The 14,024-nt window shown below is 73.8% G+C and carries 17 protein-coding genes; 14 read left to right on the top strand and 3 right to left on the bottom strand.

The genetic code is table 11. From position 1 onward, the window contains the following. From ACFWJO_RS36540 to ACFWJO_RS36505, 8 genes are all read left to right on the top strand, one after another. The coding region (locus tag ACFWJO_RS36540; protein ID WP_386872357.1) for a hypothetical protein at window positions 1-209 on the top strand (209 nt) is incomplete at its 5' end. A gap of 46 nt (window positions 210-255) precedes the next feature. Next, window positions 256-1,527: a segregation and condensation protein A gene (locus tag ACFWJO_RS36535; RefSeq protein WP_386872355.1), complete on the top strand. Its 1,272-nt coding sequence runs from the start codon at window positions 256-258 to the stop codon at window positions 1,525-1,527. Between the two features lie 44 nt (window positions 1,528-1,571). Further along, on the top strand, window positions 1,572-2,126 hold the full coding sequence (gene scpB / locus ACFWJO_RS36530; protein ID WP_386872359.1) for an SMC-Scp complex subunit ScpB: 555 nt from the start codon (window positions 1,572-1,574) through the stop codon (window positions 2,124-2,126). Beyond that, complete coding sequence (locus ACFWJO_RS36525; RefSeq protein ID WP_386872353.1) at window positions 2,126-3,235, top strand: pseudouridine synthase; 1,110 nt, start codon at window positions 2,126-2,128, stop codon at window positions 3,233-3,235. The genes scpB and ACFWJO_RS36525 overlap by 1 nt, the downstream gene beginning before the upstream one ends. A 278-nt stretch (window positions 3,236-3,513) precedes the next feature. Beyond that, entirely contained in the window at window positions 3,514-4,614 is a 1,101-nt protein-coding gene (locus tag ACFWJO_RS36520; protein WP_386872351.1) for an AAA family ATPase, read from the top strand. After that, window positions 4,611-5,351 carry an NUDIX domain-containing protein gene (locus tag ACFWJO_RS36515; RefSeq protein ID WP_386872349.1) on the top strand — a complete coding sequence of 247 codons (741 nt, stop codon included), beginning with the start codon at window positions 4,611-4,613 and terminating at the stop codon, window positions 5,349-5,351. Before ACFWJO_RS36520 ends, ACFWJO_RS36515 begins: the two co-directional genes overlap by 4 nt. Further along, on the top strand, window positions 5,348-6,373 hold the full coding sequence (locus ACFWJO_RS36510; protein ID WP_386872347.1) for an ADP-ribosylglycohydrolase family protein: 1,026 nt from the start codon (window positions 5,348-5,350) through the stop codon (window positions 6,371-6,373). The genes ACFWJO_RS36515 and ACFWJO_RS36510 overlap by 4 nt, the downstream gene beginning before the upstream one ends. Before the next feature lie 3 nt (window positions 6,374-6,376). Continuing rightward, window positions 6,377-7,150 (top strand): DNA polymerase beta superfamily protein, encoded by a 774-nt coding sequence (locus ACFWJO_RS36505; protein WP_386872345.1) that lies wholly within the window; start codon window positions 6,377-6,379, stop codon window positions 7,148-7,150. On the opposite strand, the gene ACFWJO_RS36500 is transcribed toward ACFWJO_RS36505, so the two are convergent. The 3 genes from ACFWJO_RS36500 to ACFWJO_RS36490 are packed head-to-tail and all read right to left on the bottom strand — an operon-like array spanning window position 7,067 to window position 8,708. Further along, window positions 7,067-7,819, bottom strand: a complete 753-nt coding sequence (locus ACFWJO_RS36500; RefSeq protein WP_386872343.1) for a DNA polymerase beta superfamily protein — start codon at window positions 7,817-7,819, stop codon at window positions 7,067-7,069. The genes ACFWJO_RS36505 and ACFWJO_RS36500 overlap by 84 nt on opposite strands. 10 nt (window positions 7,820-7,829) lie before the next feature. Next, on the bottom strand, window positions 7,830-8,327 hold the full coding sequence (locus tag ACFWJO_RS36495) for a Rieske (2Fe-2S) protein (RefSeq protein WP_386872341.1): 498 nt from the start codon (window positions 8,325-8,327) through the stop codon (window positions 7,830-7,832). Between the two features lie 45 nt (window positions 8,328-8,372). Then, on the bottom strand, window positions 8,373-8,708 hold the full coding sequence (locus ACFWJO_RS36490; RefSeq protein WP_386872339.1) for a DUF952 domain-containing protein: 336 nt from the start codon (window positions 8,706-8,708) through the stop codon (window positions 8,373-8,375). A gap of 191 nt (window positions 8,709-8,899) precedes the next feature. On the opposite strand from ACFWJO_RS36490, the gene ACFWJO_RS36485 reads away from it, so the two are divergent. The 6 genes from ACFWJO_RS36485 (at window position 8,900) to der (ending at window position 13,975) form a co-directional block, all read left to right on the top strand. Continuing rightward, window positions 8,900-9,340 carry a YidB family protein gene (locus ACFWJO_RS36485; protein WP_386872337.1) on the top strand — a complete coding sequence of 147 codons (441 nt, stop codon included), beginning with the start codon at window positions 8,900-8,902 and terminating at the stop codon, window positions 9,338-9,340. 110 nt (window positions 9,341-9,450) lie between these two features. Further along, complete coding sequence (gene aroH / locus ACFWJO_RS36480) at window positions 9,451-9,813, top strand: chorismate mutase (RefSeq protein WP_384423569.1); 363 nt, start codon at window positions 9,451-9,453, stop codon at window positions 9,811-9,813. Then, window positions 9,810-10,898, top strand: a complete 1,089-nt coding sequence (locus ACFWJO_RS36475) for a prephenate dehydrogenase (protein ID WP_386872335.1) — start codon at window positions 9,810-9,812, stop codon at window positions 10,896-10,898. Before aroH ends, ACFWJO_RS36475 begins: the two co-directional genes overlap by 4 nt. Window positions 10,899-11,145: 247 nt before the next feature. Further along, window positions 11,146-11,808, top strand: coding sequence for a (d)CMP kinase (gene cmk, locus ACFWJO_RS36470; RefSeq protein WP_386872333.1), 663 nt, complete (start codon window positions 11,146-11,148; stop codon window positions 11,806-11,808). Further along, window positions 11,805-12,449 (top strand): lysophospholipid acyltransferase family protein, encoded by a 645-nt coding sequence (locus ACFWJO_RS36465; RefSeq protein WP_386872331.1) that lies wholly within the window; start codon window positions 11,805-11,807, stop codon window positions 12,447-12,449. Before cmk ends, ACFWJO_RS36465 begins: the two co-directional genes overlap by 4 nt. Window positions 12,450-12,526: 77 nt before the next feature. After that, on the top strand, window positions 12,527-13,975 hold the full coding sequence (der, locus tag ACFWJO_RS36460) for a ribosome biogenesis GTPase Der (protein ID WP_386872329.1): 1,449 nt from the start codon (window positions 12,527-12,529) through the stop codon (window positions 13,973-13,975). Window positions 13,976-14,024 lie beyond the last annotated feature (49 nt).

Genomic DNA, 14,024 nt, shown 5'->3' with positions numbered 1-14,024 from the left:
GGCGCGAGCGCCACGACGAGAAGATCACGGTCTACGTCTCCGCCGAGGAGCTGATGGACCTGGAGCACGCGCGACTGGTGCTGCGCGGCGAGCACGGCCTCGCGGTCGACCGCGGCCGGATCGTCCGTGAGGCGGTCGCGGTGGTCCTCGCGGACCTGGAGTCCCGCGGCGACGCGAGCATCCTCGTGCGCCGCCTGCGCGGCCGCTGACGGTAGCCTGCGGGCTGCCGCACCTCCGCTCCACCAGGACCCTCCGATGCCCCCTCCCCCTCCCTCTGGCGAAACGTCCCGCCCGGCGCGCCGCCGCGCCCTGGGGCGGGGGCCGGGCACGTTACCATCGACCGCCCCCACCCCGGCTCCGTCCGACCCGGCCCCGGCCCCGGTGGCTCCGGGCCCCTCCGAGGCGCCTCCGCTGCCGGCCCCTGCTGCGCCGGCCCACTCCGAGCCGGCCCCGGCTGCGCCGGCCGCCCCGGCTTCCCCGGCTTCCTCCGGGCCGCCTCCGGCCCCGGCTGCGCCGGCCGCCCCGGCTTCCCCGGCTTCCTCCGGGCCGCCTCCGGCCCCGGTGGTTCCGGCGACTCCGGCTCCGTCCGAGCCGGCCCCAGTCCCGTCCGAGCTCGCCCCGGCCTCCTCCGAGCCCGCCCCGGCGTCCTCCGCTTCCTCCGGGCCGGCCCGGGCCCCGTCCGAGCCGTCTTCGGACCCCTCCCCGGCCTCGCCGGACGGAGGGGCGGGGGAGGTCGGGGACGGGCGGTTCACCGTGCGGCTTGCGAACTTCGAGGGGCCGTTCGACCTGCTCCTGCAGCTGATCGCCAAGCACAAGCTGGACGTCACCGAGGTCGCCCTGTCCAAGGTGACCGACGAGTTCATGGCGCACATCCGCGCCATGGGGCCCGACTGGGACCTCGACCAGACGACCGAGTTCCTGGTCGTCGCCGCCACCCTGCTCGACCTGAAGGCGGCGCGGCTGCTGCCGGCCGCCGAGGTCGAGGACGAGGCGGATCTCGCGCTGCTCGAGGCGCGGGACCTGCTGTTCGCGCGACTGCTGCAGTACCGCGCGTACAAGCAGATCGCCGACATCTTCGGCGAGCGGTGGGAGGCCGAGGGGCGGCGCTACCCGCGCACCGTCGGCCTCGAACCGCAGCACGCCGAGCTGCTGCCCGAGGTCGTCATCTCCATCGGTGCCGAGGGCTTCGCCCGGCTCGCCGTGAAGGCCATGCAGCCCAAGGCCAGGCCCGAGGTGTACGTCGACCACATCCACGCCCCGCTCGTCAGCGTGCGCGAGCAGGCCGCCGTGGTCGTCGCGCTGCTGCGGGAGAAGGGCACGGCCACCTTCCGGGAGCTCGTCGACGGCGTCGACGACACCCTGACCGTCGTCGCCCGCTTCCTCGCCCTGCTGGAGCTCTACCGCGAGAAGGCCGTCGCCCTCGACCAGGAGACCGCCCTCGGCGACCTCACCGTGTCCTGGACCGGTGGGGAGGCGGACCCGTCCGGCGCCGTCACCGACGAATTCGACCAGGAGGACGCCACGTGAACGATCCCGGGCCCGCGATCAAGCCCGCCCTCGAAGCCGTCCTCATGGTCGTCGACGAGCCCGTCACCGAGGCCCACCTCGCCAAGGTCCTCGACCGGACCCCGCGCGAGGTCGGCGACGCGCTGCGCGAGCTCGCCGACGAGTACGCCGCGCAGGGCCGCGGCTTCGAGCTGCGGCTGGTCGCCGGCGGCTGGCGCTACTACACCCGCCCCGAGTACGCCTCGGCCGTCGAGGCCTTCGTCCTGGACGGCCAGCAGGCCCGGCTCACCCAGGCGGCCCTGGAGACCCTCGCCGTCGTCGCGTACCGCCAGCCGGTCAGCCGTTCCCGCGTCTCCGCCGTGCGGGGAGTGAACTGCGACGGGGTCATGCGCACCCTCCTCCAGCGCGGTCTGGTGGAGGAGGCGGGCGCGGAACCCGAAACAGGTGCGATCCTGTACAGGACGACGAACTACTTCCTGGAGCGGATGGGCCTGCGCGGCCTGGACGAACTTCCGGAACTCGCGCCCTTCCTCCCCGAGGCGGAGGCGGTCGAGCCGGACTCCCTGGAAGGCGTTCCGTCGTTCGATCCGGATGCCGACGACAAGACGACGGAAGTTTGATGCGAAGCAGCAGCGGCAGGAACAGCGGAAGCAACGGCGGGAGCCGTGGTGCCAAGAGCGGCGGCCGCGGCAACTACAGGGGTGCGGGGAACAACCGCGACGAGCGGGGCCAGTCGGCCGGCCGCCCGCGCCGCCCCCGTCCCGAGGAGCGCTCCTACGACGTGGACGGCCTCGCCGGCCGTCCCTCCGACGGCCCGAAGCGGGGTCGCGGCGAGGCCGCCCGCGGCGGCGCCAAGGGCGGTCCCAAGCAGTCCCCGAAGCGCGGCGGCGGCCGCACCACCCCGGCGCGCTCGCGCGAGTACGACGCCCGGGCGGAGGAGCGCAACCGCGAGCGGTACGCGAACAAGCCCCAGATCAAGACCCCGAAGACCTTCCCGGGCGCCGAGCAGGAGGGTGAGCGCCTGCAGAAGGTGCTGGCCCGCGCCGGCTACGGCTCGCGCCGCGCCTGCGAGGAGCTGGTCGAGCAGGCGCGCGTCGAGGTCAACGGCGAGATCGTCCTCGAGCAGGGCCTGCGCGTCGACCCGGAGAAGGACGAGATCAAGGTCGACGGCCTGACCGTGGCGACCCAGTCGTACCAGTTCTTCGCGCTGAACAAGCCCGCCGGCGTCGTCTCCACCATGGAGGACCCCGACGGCCGTCAGTGCCTCGGCGACTACGTCACCAACCGCGAGACGCGGCTCTTCCACGTCGGCCGGCTCGACACCGAGACCGAGGGCATCATCCTGCTCACCAACCACGGCGAGCTGGCCCACCGTCTCACCCACCCCAAGTACGGCGTGAAGAAGACCTACCTGGCCGCCATCACCGGCCCGCTGCCCCGCGAGGTCGGCAAGCGGCTCAAGGAGGGCGTCCAGCTGGAGGACGGCTACGCGCGAGCCGACCACTTCCGGGTCGTCGAGCAGACCGGCAAGAACTACCTGGTCGAGGTCGTGCTGCACGAGGGCCGCAAGCACATCGTGCGCCGCATGCTCGCCGAGGCGGGCTTCCCGGTGGAGAAGCTGGTCCGCACCGCCTTCGGCCCGATCACCCTGGGCGACCAGAAGTCGGGCTGGCTGCGCCGGCTCAGCAACACCGAGGTCGGCATGCTGATGAAGGAAGTCGGCCTGTAGCCCGTACCGGCTCCCGCAACACGCAAGGCCCGTGACCGCCCGCCCGGCGGTCACGGGCCTTTTTCGTACTTGTGGTCGAGCCCCGTCGCCATTTATAGTCAAGGTGACTCTTAAAGGCTCAAGGAGGCGGCCATGAGTCCCACGAATTTCCCCACCGCCCTTGCCGCGCGCGGCCGGCGGACCTGGACCCACGGGGGTGGACCAGGCTTCGGCGTCCCGCCCGCGGCGGGGGCGGTGGGGAACCGCGGGGGAGCGGGCCGGGAACGGGAGGAGCGGGCGTGAAGCGCTACGGGCACGGCCTCGTCCTCGGCAGGTTCCGTCCGCCGCACGCCGGCCACCACCACCTCGTCCGCACCGCGCGCGAGCGGTGCGAGCGGCTCACCGTCCTCGTCCGCGCCTCCGGCGCCGCCGTCGAGTCGCCGTCGCTCGCCGACCGCGTCGCCTGGATGCGCGAGATCCACCCCGACGCGCTGGTCCTCGGCACCGTCGACGACGCACCCGGCGACCTCCACGCTCCCGGCCCGACGGACCCCGAGGCGTGGGAGGCCCACATGGCGGTCGTCCGGGCCGCCGTGCCCGAGCCCGTCGACGCCGTCTTCACGTCCACGCCGTACGGCGAGGAGCTCGCCCGCCGCCTCGGCGCCGCGTCCGTCCGCGTCGAGCCCGACCGGACCCGCCACCCCGTCTCCAGCGCCGCCGTCCGCGCCGACCCCGTCGCCTTCTGGGACGACCTCGAGGCGCCGGTGCGGGCCGCCCTCACCCGACGGGTCGTCATACTCGGCGCCGGATCCACCGGCGCCACCACCATGGCGCGCGCCCTCGCCGACCACTACCGGCGGCGCGGCGGCGTCTGGGCCCGCACCCGGTGCGTCCCCGACTACGGACGCACGTACGGCGAGCTCAGGCTCGCCGAGCTCCGCGCCGAACGGCCCGGCGCCGGCCGGTCCGACCTCGCCTTCCACTCCGCCGACTTCCCCGTCATCGCCCTGCGCCAGGCCGAACTGGAGGAGGAGGCCGCCCGTGACGGCTCGCCCGTCCTCTTCTGCGACGCCGACGCCTTCGCCACCACCATCCGGCACGAGCGGTACATGGGCACCAGCAGCCCCGGCACCGGCGAGATAGCCGCCCGCGGCCGGCAGCACCTGTGGCTGCTCACCGACCACCGGGGCGTGCCCGTCCCGGAGGACGGGGAGCCCGACGAGGAGCACCTGCGGCCCTGGATGACCGCGCGCCTCCTCACCCAGCTCGCCCACACCGGCCGCCGCACCGTCGTCCTCACCGGCCCGCACGAGGAGCGCCTCGCGACGGCCGTCGCCGCCGTCGACGCGCTGCTCGCCGAGGCCCGGCACTTCACCGATCCCCTGCCGGAGCACCGATGACCAGCGCCTCCCCGGGCGTCGAGGGCTACGACAAGCACGCCTTCGAGCCCTTCGCCCTCACCGCCGACCTCGCCGTCCTCACCGTCCGCGAGGGCCGCCTGCACGTCCTGCTCGTCGAACGCGGCCAGGAGCCGTACGCCGGGACCTGGGCGCTGCCCGGCGGCTTCGTGCTGCCAGACGAGTCCGCCGAGCAGGCCGCGCGCCGCGAACTCGCCGAGGAGACCGGCCTGTCCGGCGACACCGCGGCCCGGCTCCACCTGGAGCAGCTGCGCACCTACAGCGACCCCGGCCGCGACCCGCGGATGCGGGTGGTCTCCGTCGCGTTCACCGCGCTCGTCCCCGACCTGCCCGAGCCGCGCGGCGGCGGTGACGCGGCGCAGGCCCGCTGGCTGCCGTACGAGGAAGCCGGTCATCTGGCCTTCGACCACGACCGGATCCTCGCCGACGCCCGCGAACGGGTCGGCGCCAAGCTCGAGTACACCTGTCTCGCCACCGCCTTCTGCCCGGCCGAGTTCACCCTCGGCGAGCTGCGGCAGGTGTACGAGACGGTCTGGGGCGTCGCGCTCGACCGCCCCAACTTCCGGCGCAAGGTCCTCGCGACGCCCGGCTTCGTCCGGCCCGTCGAAGGCCCGCCGCGCCGCACCGGCGGACGGGGGAAACCGGCCGCTCTCTACCGGGCGGGCGAGGCCACGGCCCTGCACCCGCCGCTGCTGCGACCGGAAGGACGGACGGAATGACGGACGGAATGACGAAGCAGGCCGCGACCGGCTCGTTGATCGGGCTGGCGCTGGGGGACGCGCTGGGCTTCCCGACCGAGTTCAACGACGTGCCGCAGATCCTCGGGAAGTTCGGCCCGTGGCGCGGCATGGAGCTGCCGGTGCGCCGGGGCACCGCGTACATCACCGACGACACCCAGATGACCCTCGCGTTCGCACGGGGCATCCGCACCGCCATGGAGCGGGGCGTTCTCGCGCCGCTGCGGCTCGCCCGGCCCGTCCGGGCGGAGTACGTCGACTGGTACCACTCGCCGGAGAACAACCGGGCCCCCGGCCGCACCTGCATGGTCGCGTGCCGGCTCCTCGACGGCGACCGGGCCTGGCAGGACGCCAGCCAGATCCACTCCAAGGGCTGCGGCGCCAACATGCGGGTCGCGCCCATCGGACTCGTGCCCGGCCTCACGGACGAGCAGCGCTCCGGCGCCGCCCAGCTCCAGGCCGCCCTGACCCACGGCCATCCCACCGGCCTCGCGGCCTCCGACCTGACGGCCCGCGCCGTGCACCTGCTCGCCCAGGGCGCGGACCCCGCCGGCCTGGTCGGCCGGCTCCGCTCGTACGCCCTGGACAACCGCGACCGCTACCACGAGCGCTGGCTCGGCGACCTGTGGACCCGCTCCCAGGACCCCAGCGCCACTCACTTCATCCGGCGGGGCTGGGACGAATGCCTGGCCGTCCTGGAACGGCTGGACGCCGTCCAGCGCACCGCCGATCCGGAGCTCGACCCCTGCGAGTACACCGGTGACGGCTGGATCGCCGAGGAGGCCCTCGCCACCGCCCTGCTCTGCTTCCTCCTCTTCCCCGACGAGCCCCTGACCGCCCTCCGCCGCGCCGCCTGCACCCGAGGCGACTCCGACTCCATCGCCGCCCTCACCGGCGCCTTCGCGGGCGCCCACCTGGGCGCGGACGCCTGGCCGGCGGACTGGGTCGAGCGAATCGAGCACAGGGACGAACTGCTGGCGTTCGGCGCGCTCTGGGACGCTTGAGCCATGCCACAGCAGAACGCCCTCATACCCGACGTCGACCTGTCCGCCGTCGTCGCCGAGCAGCCCGACCCGCTGCTCTTCGCCACCGTCTCCGGCGCACATCTCTACGGCTTTCCGTCCCGCGACTCGGACGTGGACCTGCGCGGGGTCCACCTGCTGCCCGTCCCCGCCCTGCTGGGGCTGCGGGAGCCGGAGGAGACGAGGACCCGCATGGGGGACCGCGACGGGGTCGAGATGGACCTCGTCACCCACGACCTGCGGAAGTTCGTCCGGCTGATGCTGCGGCGCAACGGCTACGTCCTCGAACAGCTCACCTCACCGCTGGTCGTCCACACCACCGACGCCCACGCCGAGCTGCGCGCCCTCGTGCCGGGCGTGCTCACCTCGCACCACGCCCACCACTACCGGGGATTCGCCGGCACGCAGTGGCGGCTCTTCGAGAAGAGCGGCGAGCTCAAGCCGCTGCTGTACACCTACCGGGCGCTGCTGACCGGCATCCATCTCATGCGCTCGGGCGACATCCAGGCCCACCTTCCCACGCTGGCGGCCGAGGTGCCCGAGGCACCCGCGCGGCTCGACGGGCTCGTCGCGGCCAAGGCGGATGCCGAGCACGGGGCCGCCGACGTGGCCGTGACGGACGTACGGACGGAGGTGGAGCGGCTCCACGGCGTGCTCGACGCCGCGCAGGCCGCGTCAGGACTGCCGGACGAGGTCGGTGCCTTCACCGCCCTGGAGGACTTCGTCGTCCGGTCCCGGCGGGAGCTCGCGGAGGGCTGAGGCGCGGCGGGCGCGGGTCAGGAAGTCCTCGACGCGGGGCTGGTCCGGGGCGTCGGGGAGGGGGCTGGTGGAGTGGGCGCGGTCGGACTCGTCCTGGAGGCGGTTCATCCAGGACTCCACCTCCGGCCACGACACCTCGCCGCGCTTCACCGCGAGCAGGCGCTCCCGCTCCTCGGTCACGTCGATCCGCAGCTCCCCGCTGCGCAGCAGGTCCCGGCAGCTGGTCAGCAGGCGCAGCAGGTGCATCGCGTGCTTCCAGCGGGGCGCGCCGTACTGGCGGACGTCGGCCTCCAGCTTGCGGCGCTGGCCTTCGGCGTACCGGACGAAGGTGGTGTGCGAGCGGCGCGAGAGGAACGCGTCGCGGAGCGAGAGCAGTTCGCGGCCGGTGGCGTCGGCGTGCTCGACGATGGGGGAGTGCAGGCACTCCAGGACGTTCGGGTTGTTGCGCAGCGCCAGCTCGCAGAAGCGTTCCAGCTCCCAGCTGAACTGCTCGTCGGCCGGGCCCTCCACGTGCGCCGGCGGCTTGTCGAAGCGCCAGAACAGCGACGTCGGGGCGAGGTACACGCCCCGGCGGTCGGTGTCGCTGTCCTCGGTCGCCAGGCCGAACGCGCGCGACCCCATCACACAGGAGTAGATCGTGTGGTCGCGCACCAGTTCCTCGGGATTCATGCGCGCCAGACTAGGCCAGGGTGATCGTTCCCGACGAGACGTCGATCTGCTCGGCCGGCAGCGGGCGGGGCGCCGGGCCCGCCGCCACGGAGCCGTCGGCGACGCGGTACCTGGATCCGTGGCACGGGCAGTCGATCGTGCCGTCGGCCACCTTGTCCACGAGACAGCCCTGGTGCGTGCAGACCGCCGAGAAGGCCCTGAACTCGCCCTGTGCGGGCTGGGTGACCACGACCTTCGCGTCCTTGAAGACCCTGCCGCCGCCGACCGGGATGTCGGAGGTCCTCGCGAGCGCCGGGCGGCCGGAGGAGGCGGAGGCGGCGGGCGGGGAGGCCGCCGCGGACGACGGCGCCGTCGGCGGCGCGGTCCCGTCGTTCGGCGCGGGGCTCTCCTCCGTACCGCCCGATCCGTCCTCGCCGCAGCCGGTGACCAGGACCGTACCGGCGAGGAGGGCCGCACGGCGGGACAGGCGGGACAGGCGGGGCAGGCGGAGCGGGGCGTCAGCGGTCATGGCGACCAGCTTGGCCAGCGCCCCCGCCCGCGCGCCGCGACACGCCTACGCCCAGGGCGTCAGCTCCCTCGCCCGGCCGTCCGCGTCCCGCCGCACCTCCAGGACCGCCGTCACCGCGGCCCGCTCCAGCGGCCCGTACACGTGCGGGAAGAGCATGTCCTCCGAGCCCTCCCAGCGGACCTCGCCGCCCAGCCGCGACTCGTCGAGCACCAGGACGAGCAGCGGGCCGGGTACGTCGCGGTAGTGGGCGTCGGCGATGGCGAGGGCCGTGGTCTCGTCCGGCGAGCAGTGGACGAAGCCCTCGGCGGCGAGGGAGGGCGGGGCGTAGGGGAGGCCGGGGTCGGCGGACCATTCGTCCAGGGGTACGACGTGCAGCAGCATGCCGACAGTTGTACCGCCGCAGCGTGCGGCCGCGCCCGCTCGTGCTCACCGCGTCCGCCTACCCCGGGTGGCGGAAGATCCCGTCATGGGTGAGATTGGCCGTGTTTCGCACCGCGGAAGACCCCGGGAAGACGGGAAGCGGAAGACCCCGGAAAGACGGGAAACGGACCGGCAGGAAGAAGGGCGCGATCATGGCGGGCAACGATCTCGGCAGTCTGCTCGGCGGACTCCTCGGCAGCGGCGGCGGGCAGGGCGGCGCCCGAGGCGGCGACATCCTCGGCAGCCTGCTCGGCGCGCTGACGGCCGGCAGGAGCGGCGGCGCGGCCGCGGGCGCCGACGGCTCCGGCCCGCTCGGCGGACTCCTCGACATGCTCACGAGGTCCGGGCTCGCCGACCAGGCCCAGTCCTGGCTCGGCACCGGCGACAACCAGCCCGTCACCGGCACCCAGATCGCCCGGGCCCTCCCCGACGACACCCTGCGGAAGGTCGCCGCCGAGACCGGTGTGAGCCCGGACCAGGCGGCCGACGAGATCGCCCGGACCCTGCCGCAGGTCGTCGACAAGCTCAGCCCGGCCGGTTCGCTGCCCGAGAGCGGCTCCCTGGCGGACCTCATCCGGCAGCAGAACCTCTGACGCCCCGCGCATTCCGGGGCCCGTCTCGCAGGGCGGGCGCCACGACGGCGGCTCCGGACGGCTGACTAGGCTGGCCGGAGCACCGACGCAGGCGACGAAGGAGTGACGAGGTGGCGGTACGAGCGGTCCGAGGCGCCGTCCAGCTGGAGCGGGACGAGGCCGGGCACATGCACGAGCAGGTCGAGGAGCTGCTCACCGCCGTGCTCGAACGCAACGGACTGACCGCCGACGACCTCATCAGCATCTGGTTCACGGCCACACCCGATCTGCACAGTGACTTCCCGGCCGCGGCCGCCCGCCGCACCGGGATCGTCGACGTCCCCCTGATCTGCGCCCAGGAGCTCGACATCGAAGGTGCGATGCCGAGGGTCGTACGGCTCCTCGCACACGTCGAGTCGGAACTGCCCAAGTCCCGGATCGCGCACGTCTACCTCGGTGCCGCGGCCGCCCTGCGCAAGGACATCGCCCAGTGAGAACCGCGCTCGTCATCGGAACCGGCCTGATCGGCACCTCCGCCGCACTCGCCCTCGCCGGACGGGGCGTCACCGTCCACCTCCGCGACCACGACCCGGCCCGGGCCCGTACCGCCGCCGCGCTCGGCGCCGGCACGGACGCGGCGCCCGAGGGGCCGGTGGACCTGGTGATCGTCGCCGTACCGCCCGCGCACGTCGCCGGCACCCTCGCCGAGGCGATCGGCGCCGGGCTCGGCCGCGGCTACCTCGACGTGGCCAGCGTCAAGGGCGGTCCGAAGCGGGAGCTGCAGGAGCTGGGGCTCGACCTCACCGCGTACATCGGAACCCACCCGATGTCCGGCAAGGAGCGCTCCGGCCCGCTGGCCGCCACCGCCGACCTCTTCGAGGGCCGGCCGTGGGTCCTCACCCCGACCCGGGACACCGACACCGAGGTCCTCAACCTGGCCCTGGAACTGGTCGCCCTCTGCCGCGCCGTCCCGGTCGTCATGGACGCCGACGCCCACGACCGCGCGGTCGCGCTGGTCTCGCACACCCCGCAGCTCGTCTCGTCCATGGTGGCGGCGCGCCTCGAGAGCGCGGACGAGACGGCGGTACGGCTCTGCGGGCAGGGCATCCGCGACGTGACCCGGATCGCCGCCTCCGACCCGCGCATGTGGGTCGAGATCCTCTCCGCCAACCCCGGACCCGTCGCCGACGTCCTCGCGGGCGTGGCCGCCGACCTGGACGAGACGGTACGGGCGCTGCGCTCGCTCCAGTCCGGAGACGAGGCCGAGCGGCGCGCGGGCGCCTCCGACGTGGAGGACGTCCTGCGGCGCGGCAACGCCGGCCGCGCCCGCGTCCCCGGCAAGCACGGCGCCGCCCCGACGGCGTACGAGACGGTCGCCGTGCTCATCAGCGACCAGCCGGGCGAGCTGGCCCGGATCTTCGCCGACGCGGGCCGTGCGGGCGTCAACATCGAGGACGTCCGCATCGAGCACGCGACCGGCCAGCAGGCGGGCCTGGTCCAGCTCATGGTCGAGCCCTCCGCGGCCCCGGCCCTGAGCGAGGCCCTGCGCGAGCGCGGCTGGGCCCTGCGGACGAGCTGACGCCCCCGGGGGCTTCCACGGGCCCGGGCGCTTCCATGGGCATGGGGGACGGCCCCGTCGGACGGAGACCGGCGCAGCCGCCCGAAGCCCGTGAGGCCCCTCGGGGCCGAGCGGTGCGGGGGCGGCGGTGCATGATCCAGCCCGCTGGGCCGAACGGGTGCGGGGGACTCGGTAACCTTGTGGAGTCCCCCGTACATCCGCCGGGGGCTGCCGCTCACCCAGGAAGGCGTTCCCCACCGTGGAAACCGTGATCGTCGCCATCGACGGCCCCTCCGGCACGGGCAAGTCGAGCACCTCGAAGGCGGTTGCCGCCAAGCTGGGGCTGAGCTACCTCGACACCGGGGCCCAGTACCGGGCCATCACCTGGTGGATGATCAGCAACGGCGTCGACGTCACCGACGCCGACGCGGTCGCCAACGCCGCCGCCAAGCCCGTCATCGTCTCCGGCACCGACCCGGCCCGGCCCACCATCACGGTGGACGGCGTCGACGCCGCCGGCCCCATCCGTACCGAGGAGGTCACCTCCAAGGTCAGCGCCGTCAGCGCCGTCCCCGAGGTGCGGACCCTCATCACGGAGCTCCAGCGGTCCATCGCCCGCAACGCCGAGCACGGCATCGTCGTCGAGGGCCGGGACATCGGCACCACCGTCCTGCCCGACGCCGACCTCAAGATCTTCCTCACCGCCTCTCCCGAGGCCCGCGCCGCCCGCCGCTCCGGCGAGCTCAAGGGCGTCGACGTCCACGCGACCAAGCAGGCCCTGATCAAGCGGGACGCGGCCGACTCCAGCCGCAAGACCTCCCCGCTCGCCAAGGCCGGCGACGCCGTCGAGGTCGACACCACCGACCTCACCCTCGACCAGGTCATCGAGTGCGTCGTGACGCTGGTGGAGGAGAAGAGGGCCGCCGAGTGACCAAGCCCTCACCGAAGGGCGCCGCCGTCGGCCGCCGCATCGGCATCGGCCTGATGTACGGCTTCTGGAAGCCGCGCGTGCTCGGCGCCTGGCGGGTCCCGGCCACCGGCCCCGTCATCCTCGCCGTCAACCACGCGCACAACATCGACGGCCCCATGCTCATGGGCACCGCCCCGCGGCCCGTGCACTTCCTCATCAAGAAGGAAGCGTTCGTCGGCCCGCTGGGCGCCTTCCTGGAAGGCATCGGGCAGCTCAAGGTGGACCGGGACTCCACCGACCGGACCGCGATAGGCAACGCCCTCGCGGTCCTCGAGCACGGCGGCGTCCTCGGGATCTTCCCCGAGGGCACCCGCGGCGAGGGCGACTTCGCCTCGCTCCGCGCCGGCCTCGCCTACTTCGCCGTCCGCAGCGGCGCCCCGATCGTCCCGGTCGCCGTGCTGGGAAGCACGGACGCCCCCGGACGGTTGGTCAAGGGGCTGCCCCGGCTGCGCAGCCGGGTCGACATCGTCTTCGGCGACCCGTTCGAGGCCGGTGACGGCAGCGGCCGGCGCACCCGCAAGGCGCTGGACGAGGCGACGTTCCGCATCCAGGAACGGCTCACCGACCACCTGAAAAACGCCAGGCGCCTCACCGGACGCTGAGCGACACTCTCAGTAGTGGGCCTCGGGCACACGCCGTCGAGGACCCACCGACCACGAATGATCAAGGAACGGACTTCATGAACGACCAGCACGACCACGGGGCACTTGGCGACGCCGAGTACGCGGAGTTCATGGAGCTCGCCGCGGAAGAGGGCTTCGACCTCGAGGACGTCGAAGGCGCGATCGAGGAGGCCGGTCACGGCCCGCTGCCCGTCCTCGCCGTCGTCGGCCGCCCGAACGTCGGCAAGTCGACCCTGGTGAACCGCATCATCGGCCGCCGCGAGGCCGTCGTCGAGGACCGCCCGGGCGTCACCCGCGACCGCGTCACCTACGAGGCCGAGTGGGCCGGCCGCCGCTTCAAGGTCGTCGACACCGGCGGCTGGGAGCAGGACGTCCTCGGCATCGACGCCTCCGTCGCCGCCCAGGCGGAGTACGCCATCGAGGCCGCCGACGCGTGCCTCTTCGTCGTCGACGCCACCGTCGGCGCCACCGACACCGACGAGGCCGTCGTCAAGCTGCTCCGCCGCGCCGGCAAGCCGGTCGTCCTCGCCGCCAACAAGGTCGACGGCCCCTCCGGCGAGGCCGACGCCGCCATGCTGTGGTCCCTCGGCCTCGGCGAGCCCTTCCCGGTCTCCTCGCTGCACGGCCGCGGCACCGGCGACCTCCTCGACGAGGTCCTCAAGGCCCTGCCCGAGGCCCCGGAGCAGCGGTTCGGCAACGCCGTCGGCGGCCCGCGCCGCATCGCCCTCATCGGCCGCCCGAACGTCGGCAAGTCCTCCCTCCTCAACAAGGTCGCCGGCGAGGAGCGGGTCGTCGTCAACGAGCTGGCCGGCACCACCCGCGACCCGGTCGACGAGCTGATCGAGCTCGGCGGCAAGACCTGGAAGTTCGTGGACACCGCGGGCATCCGCAAGAAGGTCCACCTCCAGGAAGGCGCGGACTACTACGCCTCGCTGCGCACCGCCGCCGCCGTCGAGAAGGCGGAGGTGGCCGTCATCCTCATCGACACCACCGACCACATCTCGGTCCAGGACCAGCGCATCATCACGATGGCGGTCGAGTCGGGCCGCGCCATCGTCATCGCCTACAACAAGTGGGACGAGCTGGACGAGGAGCGGCGCTACTACCTGGAGCGCGAGATCGAGACCGAGATGCAGCAGGTCTCCTGGGCGCCCCGGGTCAACGTCTCCGCCAAGACCGGCCGCCACATGGACAAGCTGGTCCCGGCCATCGAGACCGCCCTCGCCGGCTGGGAGACCCGCGTCCCCACCGGCCGGCTCAACGCCTTCCTCGGCGAGCTGGTCGCCGCCCACCCGCACCCGATCCGCGGCGGCAAGCAGCCGCGCATCCTCTTCGGCACGCAGGCGGGCACCAAGCCGCCGCGCTTCGTGCTCTTCGCCTCCGGCTTCCTGGAGGCCGGCTACCGCCGCTTCATCGAGCGCCGCCTCCGCGAGGAGTTCGGCTTCGAGGGCACCCCGATCCACATCTCGGTGCGGGTGCGCGAGAAGCGCGGCAAGAAGAAGTAACGCGGCGCGGGAGCCGCGTCGGCGGCAGCAGCCGCAGACGGCCGAGGGC

It is taken from the genome of Streptomyces sp. NPDC127092 (assembly GCF_042722475.1).
In the GTDB taxonomy this organism is placed as follows: domain Bacteria; phylum Actinomycetota; class Actinomycetes; order Streptomycetales; family Streptomycetaceae; genus Streptomyces.
Note: the sequence above shows the minus strand (reverse complement) of the source record. Positions and strands in the feature narration are given on the sequence as shown.

Bases quoted from the DNA above. Each gene is read 5' to 3' on its own strand.
- ACFWJO_RS36505 (WP_386872345.1), top strand. From the start codon at position 6,377: ATGCCACAGCAGAACGCCCTCATACCCGACGTCGACCTGTCCGCCGTC.
- scpB (WP_386872359.1), top strand. From the start codon at position 1,572: ATGGTCGTCGACGAGCCCGTCACCGAGGCCCACCTCGCCAAGGTCCTC.
- ACFWJO_RS36515 (WP_386872349.1), top strand. From the start codon at position 4,611: ATGACCAGCGCCTCCCCGGGCGTCGAGGGCTACGACAAGCACGCCTTC.
- ACFWJO_RS36485 (WP_386872337.1), top strand. From the start codon at position 8,900: ATGGCGGGCAACGATCTCGGCAGTCTGCTCGGCGGACTCCTCGGCAGC.
- ACFWJO_RS36490 (WP_386872339.1), bottom strand. From the start codon at position 8,708: ATGCTGCTGCACGTCGTACCCCTGGACGAATGGTCCGCCGACCCCGGC.
- ACFWJO_RS36525 (WP_386872353.1), top strand. From the start codon at position 2,126: ATGCGAAGCAGCAGCGGCAGGAACAGCGGAAGCAACGGCGGGAGCCGT.
- ACFWJO_RS36495 (WP_386872341.1), bottom strand. From the start codon at position 8,327: ATGACCGCTGACGCCCCGCTCCGCCTGCCCCGCCTGTCCCGCCTGTCC.
- ACFWJO_RS36535 (WP_386872355.1), top strand. From the start codon at position 256: ATGCCCCCTCCCCCTCCCTCTGGCGAAACGTCCCGCCCGGCGCGCCGC.
- ACFWJO_RS36510 (WP_386872347.1), top strand. From the start codon at position 5,348: ATGACGGACGGAATGACGAAGCAGGCCGCGACCGGCTCGTTGATCGGG.
- ACFWJO_RS36500 (WP_386872343.1), bottom strand. From the start codon at position 7,819: ATGAATCCCGAGGAACTGGTGCGCGACCACACGATCTACTCCTGTGTG.
- der (WP_386872329.1), top strand. From the start codon at position 12,527: ATGAACGACCAGCACGACCACGGGGCACTTGGCGACGCCGAGTACGCG.